General features: G+C 28.4%; 18 protein-coding genes. All 18 read right to left on the bottom strand.

Annotated elements, in window-relative coordinates:
- Nucleotides 1–2: 2 nt before the first annotated feature.
- Nucleotides 3–2,111, bottom strand: a complete 2,109-nt coding sequence (locus ACYUEW_RS00155; protein WP_460275960.1) for a glycosyltransferase — start codon at nucleotides 2,109–2,111, stop codon at nucleotides 3–5.
- Between the two features lie 174 nt (nucleotides 2,112–2,285).
- On the bottom strand, nucleotides 2,286–3,116 hold the full coding sequence (locus ACYUEW_RS00150) for a flagellin N-terminal helical domain-containing protein (protein WP_460275959.1): 831 nt from the start codon (nucleotides 3,114–3,116) through the stop codon (nucleotides 2,286–2,288).
- Between the two features lie 246 nt (nucleotides 3,117–3,362).
- A complete protein-coding gene (locus ACYUEW_RS00145) occupies nucleotides 3,363–3,704 on the bottom strand; it encodes a flagellar protein FliT (protein WP_003495021.1) in 342 nt (113 codons plus the stop codon).
- Nucleotides 3,705–3,712: 8 nt separating this feature from the next.
- Complete coding sequence (gene fliD / locus ACYUEW_RS00140) at nucleotides 3,713–6,166, bottom strand: flagellar filament capping protein FliD (RefSeq protein ID WP_460276086.1); 2,454 nt, start codon at nucleotides 6,164–6,166, stop codon at nucleotides 3,713–3,715.
- Nucleotides 6,167–6,259: 93 nt separating this feature from the next.
- Nucleotides 6,260–6,646, bottom strand: coding sequence for a flagellar export chaperone FliS (gene fliS / locus ACYUEW_RS00135; protein WP_061906400.1), 387 nt, complete (start codon nucleotides 6,644–6,646; stop codon nucleotides 6,260–6,262).
- 36 nt (nucleotides 6,647–6,682) lie between these two features.
- Nucleotides 6,683–6,982 (bottom strand): hypothetical protein, encoded by a 300-nt coding sequence (locus ACYUEW_RS00130; protein ID WP_003484379.1) that lies wholly within the window; start codon nucleotides 6,980–6,982, stop codon nucleotides 6,683–6,685.
- Nucleotides 6,983–7,038: 56 nt separating this feature from the next.
- Nucleotides 7,039–7,395, bottom strand: coding sequence for a flagellar protein FlaG (locus ACYUEW_RS00125; RefSeq protein WP_265204476.1), 357 nt, complete (start codon nucleotides 7,393–7,395; stop codon nucleotides 7,039–7,041).
- Nucleotides 7,396–7,410: 15 nt separating this feature from the next.
- A complete protein-coding gene (csrA, locus tag ACYUEW_RS00120) occupies nucleotides 7,411–7,629 on the bottom strand; it encodes a carbon storage regulator CsrA (protein ID WP_003484377.1) in 219 nt (72 codons plus the stop codon).
- Nucleotides 7,629–8,060 (bottom strand): flagellar assembly protein FliW, encoded by a 432-nt coding sequence (fliW, locus tag ACYUEW_RS00115; protein ID WP_265204478.1) that lies wholly within the window; start codon nucleotides 8,058–8,060, stop codon nucleotides 7,629–7,631. Before fliW ends, csrA begins: the two co-directional genes overlap by 1 nt.
- A 113-nt stretch (nucleotides 8,061–8,173) precedes the next feature.
- Nucleotides 8,174–9,331, bottom strand: a complete 1,158-nt coding sequence (gene flgL / locus ACYUEW_RS00110; RefSeq protein ID WP_265204479.1) for a flagellar hook-associated protein FlgL — start codon at nucleotides 9,329–9,331, stop codon at nucleotides 8,174–8,176.
- Nucleotides 9,332–9,504: 173 nt separating this feature from the next.
- Nucleotides 9,505–11,373: a flagellar hook-associated protein FlgK gene (flgK, locus tag ACYUEW_RS00105; RefSeq protein ID WP_265204482.1), complete on the bottom strand. Its 1,869-nt coding sequence runs from the start codon at nucleotides 11,371–11,373 to the stop codon at nucleotides 9,505–9,507.
- A 260-nt stretch (nucleotides 11,374–11,633) separates the two neighbouring features.
- The gene (locus tag ACYUEW_RS00100; RefSeq protein ID WP_265204484.1) at nucleotides 11,634–12,038 is read right to left on the bottom strand and encodes a flagellar protein FlgN; all 405 of its coding nucleotides are present in this window, start codon (nucleotides 12,036–12,038) and stop codon (nucleotides 11,634–11,636) included.
- Nucleotides 12,038–12,319 (bottom strand): flagellar biosynthesis anti-sigma factor FlgM, encoded by a 282-nt coding sequence (flgM, locus tag ACYUEW_RS00095; RefSeq protein WP_003484368.1) that lies wholly within the window; start codon nucleotides 12,317–12,319, stop codon nucleotides 12,038–12,040. The genes ACYUEW_RS00100 and flgM overlap by 1 nt, the downstream gene beginning before the upstream one ends.
- A 594-nt stretch (nucleotides 12,320–12,913) precedes the next feature.
- Nucleotides 12,914–14,074: a flagellar motor switch phosphatase FliY gene (gene fliY, locus ACYUEW_RS00090; protein ID WP_460275958.1), complete on the bottom strand. Its 1,161-nt coding sequence runs from the start codon at nucleotides 14,072–14,074 to the stop codon at nucleotides 12,914–12,916.
- Nucleotides 14,067–15,062 (bottom strand): flagellar motor switch protein FliM, encoded by a 996-nt coding sequence (gene fliM, locus ACYUEW_RS00085; RefSeq protein WP_072586551.1) that lies wholly within the window; start codon nucleotides 15,060–15,062, stop codon nucleotides 14,067–14,069. Before fliM ends, fliY begins: the two co-directional genes overlap by 8 nt.
- 27 nt (nucleotides 15,063–15,089) lie before the next feature.
- Nucleotides 15,090–15,485 (bottom strand): chemotaxis protein CheW, encoded by a 396-nt coding sequence (locus ACYUEW_RS00080; protein WP_003494998.1) that lies wholly within the window; start codon nucleotides 15,483–15,485, stop codon nucleotides 15,090–15,092.
- Nucleotides 15,486–15,584: 99 nt separating this feature from the next.
- The gene (locus ACYUEW_RS00075; protein ID WP_003359271.1) at nucleotides 15,585–15,944 is read right to left on the bottom strand and encodes a response regulator; all 360 of its coding nucleotides are present in this window, start codon (nucleotides 15,942–15,944) and stop codon (nucleotides 15,585–15,587) included.
- Between the two features lie 27 nt (nucleotides 15,945–15,971).
- Nucleotides 15,972–16,571 (bottom strand): chemotaxis protein CheC, encoded by a 600-nt coding sequence (locus tag ACYUEW_RS00070; protein ID WP_003484353.1) that lies wholly within the window; start codon nucleotides 16,569–16,571, stop codon nucleotides 15,972–15,974.
- Between the last annotated feature and the right edge of the window lie 21 nt (nucleotides 16,572–16,592).

Genomic DNA, 16,592 nt, shown 5'->3' with positions numbered 1-16,592 from the left:
AATCATATATTTTTTATTAATTTATTAACCTTTTCTCTATCTCCATAAAGAATTACATCTCTTAAACACTTTAGTGCTTCATCTTCATAATTAAATTTTAACAGCAAATTATATTTTAATAGCATCAACTCGAAATCAAATTTCACTAAGGATAAACCTTCTTCAATGGTACTATAAGCTTCTTGATATTTTTCGTTGTTTATAAGTAATTGTATGCTACTTATAAGTTCTGGAATAAGGGTTTTAAGTTCATTATTTAATACAAAATCACAATCCTCTTCTATTAAAATTTTTACATAATCAATATAAATTCTCTCTTCATTTATAATATCTTTCATATATTGGATATATTTTAGAGGATCCTTATATTTATAACTTACCCCTTCTTTTAGCTTTATTATAAACCTTTCTTCTGAAGGAAGTATCCAACAATATCTTTCAATAGAGCTTTCATTATATAGTTTTAATATTACAAAATATTTATCTGCTATATAATTCAAAAATATATTTTTCCTTTCATTTGTAGGTAAATTAGAAGCTACAATTAGAGATTTCTCCATTACTGTCCTTATTAATATATTTGATATGTTGTTTGGTCTAATTTTTTTCAACCCTTGTAATATCACTCCATTAAAATCAAAATAAGTAATGCACAAGTTAATTAAAACATTTTCAATTTTATCTTTACCAAAATTAATCAAATTTTTAATTTCATATATATCATATTTCAAAATATAATATATATAAATTGAATACGGTGTTTGCGCTTTATCAATTATCTTTCTTATATATTCTGCAATCTTTTCATCTATATTATTATTTTCTTTAAAGTATTTTACTAAAGAGAATATTTCATATAAGTTTTCATGTAATTTTATATTGTTAAGCTCTTTTAAATTCTCTATAGAAATCTCTTTATAAACAAAGAATAGTAAATTTTCATAATTATATTTATCAATATATTTTTCTACTATATTAATTTCATTATATAATTTTCCTTCAACAATAATTTTCATTAAAAAAACTATCTTTTCTCTTACAAGATTGCTATCTTCAATTTTTTTTATAGTATCTAATGATTCTTTAAAACATTTATTTTTATAATAACTTAATGCTAAGTTATAAATTATATTTTCTTTATATCTTCTTGTCATTACTGCTAAAGTGTTATTTGGCATAACTAAAGTATCATTAAATTCTTCGTGAATTTTTAAATATTTACTATATATTTCTATTGCACTAGGGTATTGCTTTAAATTAAAGTATGCTTCTCCTAAATAAAAATAAAAATCTAAAAAATCATTACAATATTTTATTCCTTCAATTGCTTTGTCTATTAGTGCCTTATAATTGCCCATATTGTATAAAATAAAACAATATTTATCTATTACATAAAGGTATTTGTTAATATCCTTTTTCCCTTTTTCATATGCTATTTCAATATATTCCGATGCCTCTTTTAATTGATTATGCATTGTATAAGACACTGCTATTTGAAAGTTAATATATACGCTATCAGGATCATCTTTTAGTTCTCCTAAAAGCAAACTTAAATTTCTCTTAAATTTATACTCCATAACTTCATAATCATTATTGTCATAACCATAATGTATAAATCTAACACTACTTTCCATAACTGGATAGTTAAATTTAGGTTGTTCATGAATAGTCCCTTCATAAGAAATAGTGTTTTTCTTAAACAACCTAAGTATGGGTGATATATACCCATTAGAAACTGAGTATTCTACACTTTTCAAAAATTCAATTCTTTTTAGTAAAACAGCATTAAAATCATTTAAGCTGTTACTATTTAATAGATTTATTAATTCATCTATGTCATAAAGAACTTCATCCGCATCCAATATTAATATCCAATCTCCAGTACAATAATTAATTGATATATTTCTCATAGCTGCAAAGTTATTATTCCAATTATGAAAATAAACTTTATTAGTATAATTTTTAGCAATTTCTACGGTGTTATCTGTAGAACCAGTATCTACTATTACTATTTCTGTATCTATATAATCCTGTAATTTTTTTAAAGGTATTAATGTTCTTTCTAAATTTCTTTCTTCATTTTTAACTATCATAGCGATGCTAAGTTTCATTATTTTTCGCTCCTAAATATAAAATTTACCTATTTTATTTATCGAACTTTGTAAAAATTACTTAAGAATATTTTCTTTATATAATGAACAACTTTCCTATATACAATGCTTTTTATTAAAAAAAAAAAAAAGAAGTCAGAATGATTTCTGACTTCTTTTAAAATCAAGTTACAATTATCTTAATAATTGAAGAACACCTTGTGGAGCTTGATTAGCTTGAGCAAGCATAGCTTGTGCAGCTTGTTGTAGTATGTTGTTTTTGCTAAAGTTCATCATTTCTTTAGCCATATCTACATCTCTAACTCTTGATTCTGCTGCTTGTAAGTTTTCAGAAGCATTATCTAAGTTAGCTATAGTATGCTCTAATCTGTTTTGGTATGCACCAAGACCTGATCTTTGAGTTGATACTTCTTTTATCGCGTTATTAATATTAGTTATAGACGCTGTAGCATCTGTATTATTTCCAACTTTAACATCAGAAGCTTTAATTGTTAATGCTGTTGAATCCATCTTAGCTATTTTTATTTCTAAAGTTAATGCAGTATCAGCATTAGCTCCTATTTGAAGTTTAGCTCCAGTTGTTCCTAAATCTCCGTTTAAAAGATTCTTTTCATTGAATTGAGTTGTAGTAGCTATTCTATCAATTTCAGATGTTAATGAAGTTAATTCCTTTTGTATAGCATCTCTATCAACTGTAACGTTAGTATCATTAGCAGCTTGTACTGATAATTCTCTCATTCTTTGAAGAATTGAGTGAGTTTCATTTAAAGCACCTTCTGCTGTTTGGATTAAAGAGATACCATCTTGAGAGTTTCTTGAAGCTTGGTTTAATCCTCTTATTTGTCCTCTCATTTTTTCAGAAATTGCTAGTCCTGCTGCGTCATCTCCAGCTCTGTTTATTCTTAAACCTGAGCTTAATTTTTCCATAGCCTTTCCAGAATTTCCAGTGTTGATTCCCATATTTCTATGAGCGTTCATAGCGTTTAAATTGTGATTAATTATCATTTTAAATTCCTCCCTGTTTTTTACATGCACTTCCTTGTGCAATTTTTTTATTTATAGATAAACCATTTAGGTTTACTAGCATTTTTTGAATTACTTTTCTTTATGCATTATATCTCGTATATATTTTTATAAACTTTATATATTTTTATTTATTTTTCATAACTTATTTCTTTTTATTTATCTTACATTAACTATATCGAATTTCTTTTTTTATACTTTATAGTTTTTATATTTATTTTTATATTTTTATATTTTTGTATTTAATATACTTTGTGTGTTAAATTGTTTTGTACTATAATTTTTATTTGCTTCTTTGTTCTCTGAAGCTTTTTTTAGTCTTAATTTTATCTTTACTTTTTTATCTATCATAAGATTTTGTAGCTTTTTTTCTATTACTAATAGTTCTAGCTCTTCATCTACTTTTTTAAACTCTTCCTTTTGGTAATCTAAATTATTTATTTCTTTTATTATATTTTCCCTTTCTTCTAATAACCTTTCTGGAGAATCATAGTCTTCCTTTTCTAAAGAATCTATTATATTTAGTGTTATTTCTCTAAAATTTATTAATTTATTTCTCAATTCATTCATTTTTATTTCTATTTTCCTCCACCTAATTGTTGAGCAAGCCATGAAGATTGAGAATTCATTTGATTCATATATTTTTCTAATTGGGCAAATTGATAATAATATCTATTTTCACGTTCTACAAGTCTATCTTCCATTTCTTTTATAGTTTTTTCTCTCTTTTCTAATTCTTTATAAAGATTATTATTTATTTCAGATGTGGTTCCTTTTATACCTGCTTTCTCTACAAATATCCCCATCTTACCATTGACATTTTTTTGGGTTCTTGTATAGTCTTTAAATATATCATTTATCCTTTGAAGTATTCCTTCTTCTTTATACCTTTGATTTCTTTCAGTTGAAGTTAGATCTGGACTATAACTTGGATAGCTATCAGATTGTTTTGAAAATATTTTAAATACTCTATCTGGATCTTCTTTAAGAAGTTTTTTAAGTCTTTCTTCTCCACTGTTACCATCCTTATCTATAATAGGGTCAAATATTATTTTTCCACCTTGTGTATAATCACTAGATGTGTTTAATCCTACTTCTCTTAAAGAAAGACCTGCCCCCTCTACAGAATCAAAGAAAGCTCTTCTTAAGCTGGAAAGCATATTTTGTATATCCGAGTCATTTCTTAATATACCAGACTGGGCCTTTTCTTCCCAAAGCTTTATATCATTTTCTTTCATGTCTTTCTTCTGTTCTTCCGTTAATGGTTCAAATTTTCTATATTTTTTCTCTATAACTTTTTTCTGTAATTCATCTACTAATTTATTGTAATCATCTATAAATCCTTTTATCTTATTAAAGGACTCCCCTGTATCACCATTTAATGAAAAACTTATTTCTTCATCTTTTTTAGCTCCAGATATATTATAACTTACACCATCTATAGCAAAATTATTTGTAGGTTTAGTTATTGTAGAAGTTCCATTTGGCGTTGTAAGATTAAATTCTGAATCTCTACCCTTTTCACTTATTGAGCTATTTCCAAATAGATTTTGTAAAAAATCTCCTGAAGTATCACTAGCAACTATTTTTTCACTTGAGCCTTCAGCTTTAGACCTTATAGTGAACTTTTTATTAATTTCACTATAGCTTATATCTACTTTAGCTTTGTCTGATATGTCTGCTAATATTTGAGATATAGTTTTATTTTTAGCTCCATTTGGTGCTGTAGTTGAATCATAATCTTTTGTAAAATCATAATCAAAGTCTACACCATTTATAGTAAATTTAACTGGTCCATCTATTATATTAGACATTTTTTCATAAGTACTCATGGACATTTCATATCTATCTGGTAATCCTAATAAAGAAGTAGCACTTTTCCCTGTTTCTCCTGTAATTATTACTTGTTTATCTGAATTAGATGATAAAACTACTTTTCCCTCTTTTACTGTTGCAGTTAAAGTACTATTTAGTCCTGCATTAGCAAAGGCATTATTAAGTTTTGTTTCTAAATCTGCTAATGTAATTATAGTTCCTGCTGCTAGTTTTACTGTTTTTGAAGCATCAGTACCTATTTGTACATTAAATGTATCATTAAAGCCTTCTATTATTTCCTTTGCATAAGTTATTGAATTACCAGCTACTGTTACATCTGTACCTGTAATTCCACTTCCTTCTGCTGTTCCTCCCAAATTAACTCCAGCTACAGAATAATTAGGTTGAGCTGTTGTTCCTGTAAATTCTATGCTCTTTCCATCCGCTGATAAAGATGCTTTAACTCCTTTGTCCTCTGACAACACATTCCCATCAGTATCCTTAGCAACTTTTAATTTATTATTTATATCTTTTGTTAATTCTTCTAAAGTAAAGTTTCCCGTAGTTAGCTGTGCAGTATACTCTTTTCCATCTACTGTTACTTTTAGTTCTTTATTTGTATCATCTATTTTAAATAAATTTTCTATCTTTATACTTCCATCTTTAACTACAGCCTTTACCTTATCTTTTAAAACAGATCCATCTGCATTTATTTTGCTATTTATTTCAGCTGCTATATCCGATACATTATTATATCTACTTCCACTTAATGTTATTTCATTGCCCTCTATAACTATTTTATTATTAGAAGCATCTACCTTTATACCATAATCTCCTTCACTTAATGTTTTTATATTTACAGCCTTAGTTCCTATGGCTTCAGCTTTAGATGCTAATTCTGTAACCTTTAAAGAATAATTTCCTGATATAGCGCCGCTGCCTGCATTTATTTTAATATTTGAAGTATCTGGTATTCCTGATGGTTTTAAACTAGAAAAATTCTTTGAAGATAACATATAGTTGTCTCCATTTAATAAATCAAAATATTTTTTTGTTATATTTGATACTCCATCCATTACGTTTCTATAGGCGTCCTGTTGCCATACTAATATTTGTGACTTCTGTTTCATTTGATCTACACGCATAGTATAGGGTTTCATCATATTTTTTATCATAGTGTCTGTATCCATTCCTGTAGCAAGTCCAGGTAATCTCATAGGCATAAGTATTCCCCCTCATCTTTTATTATTTAAAAATTAATATATATATTTAATTCTTTATCTTTTAACTCTTACCTATTAATTTTTGTTTTACTTCATTTCTTTCGATAGTTTATCAGCTTCATACCATGTATCTCTTATATCTTCTATTAATGGAATAACTTCATCCATTATTTTAACATCCTTTTTTATATTAGCCTCTCCAAGTTTTCTTACTATAAACTCATAAATTGACATAAGTTGATGTCCCCAAGTCCCAGCTTGATTAGCATCCAAAGTTGCCATTAATTCATAGAATATATCTTGAGTTTTCACTAAATTTTCATGGGCTTTAGGTATATCCTTATCTAAAATGGCTTGTCTCGCTATTTTAGAAAATTTCACAGCCCCATCCACTAGCATTAAAAGTAGTTGATCCTTTGAAGCAAAGTTAACACTGTTATTTTTATAAGTATTGTATGCATTAGCTGTATACATTAAATACACCTTCCTCTTATATTGGAAAATTTTAAATTATTTTTTAGTATCTATTATAGTTCCTACTATAGTAGCTTTTCCTTCTATCTCTTCTTTTGTAGCTTCTATGTCTAAATTTTCACCTTTGACATATTTTACTGCCTTTACTTTTATATTTTTATTCTTATTTTTCTTTTGTTTTTTTAGTTGTTCATAGAATCCTCTATCCTTTGAATTATTATCTCTGTCCTGTTTATTTATGGTTATATTTTGCTTAGAATGAACCTTTCCTTCTTTGGTTTGTTCCTTTATTTTATCCCTTACCTCTAAGTCTATTTTATTTAATCTAAATTCCATAACCACACCACCTTATAAAATTTAAAATGGTTGAAATGTTTTTTTATTTCCCAATACTATGCCTTTTCGTCTACTAAAACTCCTGCCATTTCACATAGTTTGGCTACCATATCTATTATTTTTCTAGGTGGTATTTCTTTTATTACTTCCTTTGTTTTTGTATCTATTAATCTTATGGTTAAATCTCTAAACTTACCATAAATTTCGTACTCTAGACGTATATCCTGCCCTTCTAATAACTTATTTAATTTATCTACAGAATTTTTAACTTCTTTTGTATTTTCTTTATCCAAGGTAGTATGTTTTTCATTCAACTTAATTTTTTCAATATTGGTATCTAAATTTATATCATTATTTATGATTTCAGAATTATACGCTTGATGTCTTCCTTGACTTATAGCTTTTACTTCCATGTGTTACACTTCCTTTTATTTAGTTTTTATATTTTTCAAAATAGAAGGATTGAAATTAGTAGCTTTTTTATTTTCTTCCTGCACCTCATTATAAAGTTCTTTTCTTAGTATAGTTAATTTTTTAGGGGCATCTATGGCTAATTTTACAGAACCATCATCTAATTTAACTACAGTTATCTCTATATCATCTCCAATTAAAAAAGACTCTCCTTTTTTTCTAGTTATGACCAGCATTAAGCTTCCTCCTTAAATAGTGGATGTTTTACTTTATATTTATCACTATTTATTATTATTTGTTCCCCTATTTTTTCTTTTATATTTATAACAATGGGAGCTCTTAAATTTGCTGTTATTTTATTTATGTCTGAATTTAAGGTAACTGTATTTAAAACTAATGTATCTTTTTCATCCTGCAGTTTAAGATTTGCTATTTGTTCTTTCTCCAATTGTATCTCGTATTCCTTTTCTATATTAAAAGGAGAAGTAACTATAATACCCATATCTTCCTTTTCTATGGAATGAAAAACTGAAAATACATCATTATCTTTCACAGGAAATATTATAAATTTCTTTAATTCTTCAAATCCTGGTATACCCTTTTCAAAATAAATTACATCCTTTTCTTCATACTCTATACATCCATGATATTTCGTATTTAAATTCATACTTACCCCACTCTCTATACTAAAATCAATTATTCTATATTAATTGTTGTCTATACGCCCTTAATCATACTCTACTATCTATACTCTTTTCTCTGTAATCTGTTAGTTGTTCTCTATCTTAAGTAGTCCATCAATGTTGGTTGTAGAACTTTTGCACTGGTTTGAAGGGATGATATATATACAGATTGAAGTATAGCATATTCCATATTTTTTTCTACTACATCCACATCCTCTGTATGAGATAAAATTTCTTTCATATTAAAGTTTGTTTCTTTATTCATTTCCTGTGCTGCTTCCATTCTGTTTTGTTTTGCTCCTACTTCTGACCTTATTCTAAGTACATTATCTAAAACCTTATCTATATTTCCTAAATCCTCACCATATAGTTTACTTATTTCTTTTGGATCATCACTTTCTAAATGTTTTACTATGTCTTTTAGTAACTGCCTTAGATCTCCTCCACCTTCTAAAACCTCTGTAGCAGTTACATTATATTCCATTACTACCCCTTCAGATATTTCTGCCTTTAATTTGGCACTCATTTGATTATATTCTCCTAAATGTTTTAAATCATCATCTGATAAATTTTTTAACGCATCTATTTCTTCACTACTTAACTTATTTACCTTATCTTTTTCTTCCGGTGTTAGAGCACTTGGATCTTTACTTACTAAACTTTTCAAATCTAATAATTCTGAATCCTTTATTTCATTTATACTCTTCCCTGATAATTTTTCTGCCGCACTTACAGCCTTTAAAGTCTCATCTAATAATAATGTACTCTGATCATTTTTTAGATAAACAAGGTCATTGTTTTTACTGTTTTTTTCTACCCCTGTTGGTTTTGAAGTAACCCTTGTACCCGAAAATATATATTTACCATCGAAGGTAGTATTTAGAGTTTGGGACATACTTCCTATAATCCCATTTATCTCATCCCTTAAAGCCTTTCTTTCTGTTTCACCAAATACTGGATCCCCTGCAGCCTCTAATTTATCCCTTATATTCCCTAACTGCTTTCCTATTTGATCCAAAGCTGTATCTGTAACATCTAGCCAATTTATTACATTATTTATATTTTTGTTATATTGTTTATTGGCATCTATGCCTGTATAAAGTTGCATACTTCTTATAACTCCAGCTGGATCATGGGATGGCTTAGAGAAGTTTTTACCAGAAGTTAGTTGTTGTCTAATTCTATCTAAATTTTCCAAATTATTATTCATATCTGTCATAAATGAATCTGCCATCATTTTATTTGTTATTCTCAAAATCCTCACCTCTTATTTTTTAAAATTTAAAATTGAAAATAAAAAATTATTGATATCTTTTCTTAACTTTTCCCAAAAGTTTTTAATTTTTTAAACTAGCCTTTATCCTTATTAAAGCAACTTTCCTAAATTATCAATTCTCCAAACTCTATACTCTTTACTCTGTTAACCCATTATCTCTTAAGCCCATTTATTACCACATCTAATAATTGGTCCACAGTACTTATTATTTTTGCATTGGCTTGATAACAATGATTAAACTGTATTAAGTTTGAAAATTCTTCATCTAATGATACCCCTGATACAGAATCTCTAGCTTGTTGAAACCCCGCTAATGAAGTAGCTTGGTTTTTAACCATTCTTATAGCCTCTCCCTCATCTACTCCAAGGCCACCTATAATATCATTAAAAAAAGTGTTCATAGTCATACCATTAGTATCTTTTTGTATAGTATTCAATTTGGTACCATTAAATTCGAATTCATCATTTGGCTTAAAGAATTCTTTTAAAAATGTTTCTCTGTCTGTATTTTTATCTATGCCCTGTATACTCATAAATACATCCTTTATTTGAGATATGGCTAAAGCTCTCTTTCCATCTCCTTCACCAGAGTTTGACGTTATTCCAGCCATTATTTTCATAGGATTCTTTTTTATATCTGGATTTATTGCTATATTTTCTGCTGTTATTTCTTCTTCATTGTCTGGATCTTTGCCGTTAATAAAGAAGTTTAGCGCTCCATCTTTAGGATTTGCAGGATCCAAGCTTTGTGTATGAACAGCATTTACAGAAAAAGCTAAGGCTTTAGCTAATTTATTTAACTGTTCTTCGTATTTATCTATATCCTGCTGTACAGACATTTGTCCCCTTAACTCTCCTGAAGGTGGTTCAAATAATTTTAAATTCTTAAAATCTGATTTATCATTATCTTTTAGAACTCCAATGGCATTATTATCATCTTTTCCTTCACCACTATTATCTTTAATCTGTACCGCATTCCCATCCTTATCTGTCCAAAGCACTTTACATTCATCTAATCTTTTAAAATCTTCTTCAGATTCTATCTTAATGGTCAATGTTCTTTTATTATCTTCAGTTTTTGTGTCTCCTCCTACATAATAGGTTACTGTATATTCACCAGGTTCTCCCGGTTTAGTAGCATCTTCCTTAGGTTTTATATCTTTGATATATGAAAATCTGTATACTTCTCCTGGTTCTGTCCTTTGCACTAAATTTGCATCCTGATATTTACCGTCTTTATCCTTTATTTGAGGTGGTTCTCCTCCAAAGGGTGATGTTTTCTTTTCGTAATCCTTTGAATGATTAGATGTAGTTAACTTTATTCCCTCAAAATTTTCTTTATCAATTTCTATACCAAACTTTGCACTTAGCTTGTCTAATAATAAGTCTCTTCTATCCATTAAGTCATTTGGTTGTTGTCCTGCTACCTTTACCTGTATAATTTCTTGATTTAATTGATTTATTTGATCTAGTATACTATTTACTTCAAATACTGTTTGTTGTATTTCCATTTGAGTATTTTCTTTTAATTTTGAAAGTTCATTAAAGGTATGCCTTAATTCATCAGCTAAAGCTGATGCTTGTTGCATTACTACTGATTTAGCATTTGAGGTTTGTGGATTTAAAGATAAATCCTCCCAAGCATCAAAGAACTTTCCAAACAATTTTGATATACCCACATCTGTAGGCTCATTTAATATATTTTCTATTTGGGATAAAAATTTATGTCTACTGGAAAAATGACCTTGTACTCCTAATTCTACTCTTGTTTGATAATCTAGAAAACTATCTCTTACTCTATTTATAGCTGCTATTTGAACTCCTGTACCTACTTGTCCTGGTCCCACAGTACTGTTCATACTCGGCATGCAGTAAGGTCTTGTGGTTTGAAGTTCTACTCTTTGTCTTGAATACCCTTCGGTATTTGCATTAGCTATGTTATGGGATGTGGTATTTATAGCTCCCTGTTGTGCGAACATACCACTTTTACCTATATTCAAAGTTCCGAATAATCCGGACATCTCTCTCATCTCCCTATCTATTTGTTTATATGTCTATTTTCGTAGTTATACTATAAAAGCTTTAATAATATAGCTTGTCTATAATTAATTAATGTCTTGTGTATTGGTAGGATTAAGTATAATTGTCAATTATCATTGTTAAATGCTCAATACTTAATTAATGATCAATTTTTAGTTTATAATTGATTATTGTAACTAATATTTTGTATAAAAATAGGCAAAGACTATGCAAGGCTGTATAGCCTTTTGTCTTGCCTGTTTTATCGCCTTCCATAGGGTCCATAGGTTTTAGGTGTCCTATCTGGATTTAATATGCTCAGCATATTAGTAGTTAATGATATAACCTGTTTTATTAGCATATCATTACTATCCTTTTGAAGTTTTATTTCTTCTAGTAAATTTGTAGCTTCTTTATATACAGACTTAAGTTCTTCATCCTTTGCGTTAGCTATGAATTCTTTCATAGAAGTATCTCCTATTAGATTACGCCTAGCCATTTCTTTCTTAGCTAACTCTTTACATTTTTCTTCTATGTCTATGGCTATTTTATCTAACTCAAAGGTTTTTTTAAAGGAAATAAATTCATGTTGATCATCTAGAAGGTTTAAAAGCTCTTTTAGTACTTTTATCTCTTCTTTTAATGATTGTTTTATTTTTTCTTCCATTAAAATTTCTCCTTAATATTATTTAATAGCTTTTCTGCTACTAATTTTGAATCAACTTTATAAGTACCCTTTTCTATTTTATCTTTTATATCATTTACTCTATCTAATCTTTCTTTTTCGTTTAAAAACTTATCATCTAAAGAATAAGTAGTTAAGCTTTTACCTAAATGAGATATTTCTATTTTGTCCTTTAAGCTTTTTACTTCTTCTTTTTCTGTTATTTTTTTGTTAGCATTGTAAGCATTTATACTATTTGTTATACCTACTCCATTTATCTTCATATATATACACTCCCAAATATATTTTTAACCTACAATTAACTGTGGTTTTACGCTGTTGTACTACTATTATCGAAAAGCTTATATTAAGGTTTATACCCTTTAGTAGTGATAAAATAGCTTTTTATCTTTCAATGTCCCTCTATTTTTCTGCTTTAATTGTAAAGTTAATTATATTAAATTTCTTATAATATAGTTGTAATATAGCTCATTTAATATCCATTTATATTATTACCATTATTTATAAATTTATTTTTATTAAAATATCCATAGAGGCCTAGTTTATTATATTATATTCTTAGTAATAAAGTATATATCAATTTATAAAAAACCTAAAATTTAATAAAATATACATTTTCTTTTTAAATTTAAAAGCTATGAATTTAAAATATTATACTTTTAAATTCATAGCTTTTACTTTCAACTATTAAATAAGGATATCTCAAAATAAATTTGATTTTAATATAGCAAAGATAAAAATATATGTAATAAATTTATTAGTTAACTAAGTTGGTTTATAAATGTATTTTTTATCTTTGCAGTGTTAAAATTAAATTTAGTTTATTCTTAGGCAACCTCATTATTATATACCTAGTTTTACTTTCCTAAGGATTTTATTCTTTCTTGACTGCTAACTATATTAGTTATCCTTACTCCAAAGTTTTCATCTACTACAACCACTTCTCCATAGGCCACTTTTTTACCATTTACTTGTATTTCTACTGGTTCTTCTGCTAATTTATCTAATTCTATTAAAGAACCATTTCCTAAATTTAATATATCTTTTACGTTCATTTTTGTTCTTCCTAATACTACGGATATTTGAAGTGGTACATCTAATATTAAGTCTATATTATTAGGCATAGTAGTTGCAGATTCCCTTACAGATAATGGTTCAAAGGAAGCTTGCTTTACTTCTACCTTTGGAGCTTCTCTTTCTATTGGTTTCTCATATACGATTTCTTGTTTTGGTGCTTCTACTGCTTTAGCAGACTTTTTCTCCTCTACAATTGGTGCTGGAGTTGAATTATTTTCTACTGATGGTTCATCCATGCTTTCCTCTCCCATCATAATAGCAACTATTTTTTTAGCTGTCTTCATAGGTAAAAGTTGCATTATACTACTATCTACTAACTCACCTATATTTAAAGAAAAGGATACTAGAACCACTGGTTCATCATCACTTATTCCCTCAGCTAGTGGTGCTGTTAAATCTGACCAAATCTTTGATAGTGGTGGTGATATATTTACTTCTCTTGCAAACATAGTGGCCATAGATGTAGCTGCTGAACCTATCATTTGATTCATAGCTTCTGATACGGCACTTATTTCTATTTCTGATAATTCTTTTATTTCTCCTTCAACAATTCCATTTCCACCCATCATTAAGTTTGATATTACAGCGGCATCGTCAATTTTCATAACTAATAGGTTTTCTCCTACTATACCGCTAGTATATTTTACCTCTAAAGCTATATTAGGAATTTCAAAAGAATCTTTTAATCTTTCTAAAGTTGTAACACTTACCACAGGCGTTGTTATATTAACCTGCTGATTTATTATAGTTGAAAGCGCTGTGGAGGCTGAACCCATAGATATATTTCCTACTTCTCCTAAAAGATCTTTTTCAAGATCTGTAAGATCAGGCAATTCTGGTAATTCAGTATCTGTTGCTTCTTTTTTTTCTTCCTCCTCTTGGCTTCCCTCTCCATTTAGAAGAGCATTTATTTCTTCCTGTGAAAGAAACCCGTTACTCATAACTTTCCACATCCTTATCTATTTGATCTAGTATCTGTAACCCTATATTCTTGCCTATAACTCCTGGTTTAGCATAATAACCTGGTTCTTTTTCTATTAATAAATGGACAGGTTCCTCAGTCTTAGTATCTAAGGCTACCACATCCCCTACAGCCAATCTTAAAAATTCTTCTACTGTAACTGAAGTTCTTCCTAATTCAGCAGTTAGTTCCATGCTAACTATATTTATTCTTTCCTTTATCTTAGATGAAGATTCTTCTATGGATTCCTCATCATTTTCTCTAAACCAGTATTGAACTACTAGTTTTTCTAAAACTTTTTCTATGCTCAAATATGGTATACAAATATTTATAAAAGTATTACTTTTTCCCATTTCTACCGAGAAAGTTATTAAAGCTACAGGTTCTGTTGGAGCTAGGGTTTGATTTAAAGCTGGATTAGTTTCTAAGCTTTCTATTTCAACATCCACTTCCATTACATCTTCCCATGCTAATTTTAAATTTGTTATAAGTCCTGTGTTTATTTGTTTCATTATATTTTTATCTATATCTGTAAACTCTCTCATTTTGTAGTTTCCATTGCCATTACCACCCAAAAGTACATCTATCATTTGAAATACAAATTGAGGATTTGTTTCAAATAATACGGAACCGTTTAAAGGTGGCATTTTAAATATAGTTAAAATTGTTGGATTTGGCACAGAGTGAATAAATTCTTCATAAGTTATCTGCTGAACTGATTCTATCTTAACTTTCACATTACTTCTAACTTGAGCTGTTAAATAATTTGATATTATTCTTGCATAATTATCGTGTATAAGCTCTAAGGTTCTTATGTGATCCTTTGAAAACTTTTGAGGTCTTTTAAAATCATAGGGTTTTACTTTTTGCTTTTCCTCTTCTTTGGGAACCTCGTCTGGTGTTATTTCTCCTGAAGATAGAGCAGATAAAAGGGCATCTATTTCACCCTGGGATAATATTTCTGCCATATATTTCCCTCATTTCCTTTTTGAGAATTATAATAATTTATCTATGTCTATTAATGTTACTATTCTATCTTGAAAATTAATTATTCCTTCTATATATTCTTTTCTTCTTTCATCTGAGGATCTTTCTATTAATTTTTCTTCTACATCTAAAACTTCATATACATCATCTACAGCTATTCCTACTAGTTCATCTTCCATTTCTAATATTATTATATTATTTTGGCTTTTATCTCCCTTTGGTATGTCTAATAAAAGATTTATATCTAAAAGTGAGATAATATTTCCTCTTAAATTTATAAGTCCTTTTATGTGAGTTGGTGCCTTTGGAACCTTAGTTATTTCCATAGCATCGTTTATACTTTGTATTTTATCAGTTTGAACTGCAAACTGTTCATTATTTAATTTAAATATTACAACTTGCAAAGGAAAGCCTCCTCTCAAAATAAACCATTAGTGCATTAAGATATTTACCTAATGCACCTATAAGTTTTAAACTTTAAGAAATTAAATTTCTTTTATACTTTATCCTATAACCTTTTTGATAGCTTCTAAAACTCTATCTGCTTGGAATGGTTTTACGATAAAATCTTTTGCTCCTGCCTTTATAGCATCCATAACCATAGTTTGTTGTCCCATAGCACTACACATTATTATTTTTGCAGCAGCATCAAATTCTCTTATGGCTTTTACCGCTTCTATTCCATCCATATCTGGCATAGTTATATCCATAGTTACTACATCTGGTTGCTCCTTTTTATATAGTTCTACAGCTTTTAATCCATTATTAGCTTCTCCTACAACTTCAAATCCATTTTTCTCTAATATATCTTTTATCATCATTCTCATAAATGCAGCGTCATCAACGATTAATACTTTTGCCATTTTTCTTTCCCTCCAAATTAATACAAATTAACTTACTCCTAATGTATTTAATATTTTTTCTAATGAACCAGGCATTGGTATGTAATAAAAATGCCCACTTATTTCTGATCCATCCTCTTTGAATACAGTTTCAATATCCAAAACATGCTCATTATATTGTCCTGCTTCTATAAAGGTAGTAGACAATATTGCCCCTAACATATCATAGGATACTGCTGGAACGGATGGTGTTATGGTTAAATTAGTGAATCTGGCTATAGCATTCATATATGAAGCGGATATTATATTTCCTATTTCACACATTACTGAATTTCCCATCTCACTTAATTCTTCCTCTTGCATGCCAGTTAATCTATGAACCAAATCTAATGCTGTACTTTTTTCAAATACAAACAATATATTCCCCGGAGTATCTCCTAGTACCCTTACTAATACTCCTACAGCTACTTTTTCCTCTCCTATTTCTGCCATTACCTCTTCAAAAGGAACTATATTTATATCCGGTACATTCATATCTATTTTTCTACCTAAAAGTTGTGATAATGCTGTAGCCGCATTTCCTGTCCCTATGTTAGATACTTCTTTAAGTGCATCTAACTGAAGAGGCGTCATATTATTGTAATCCATATATATAAGCCCTCCTATGAT

This window comes from Clostridium sp. CTA-1 (assembly GCF_054768215.1).
This window is presented reverse-complemented; position numbering and strand designations above follow the sequence as displayed.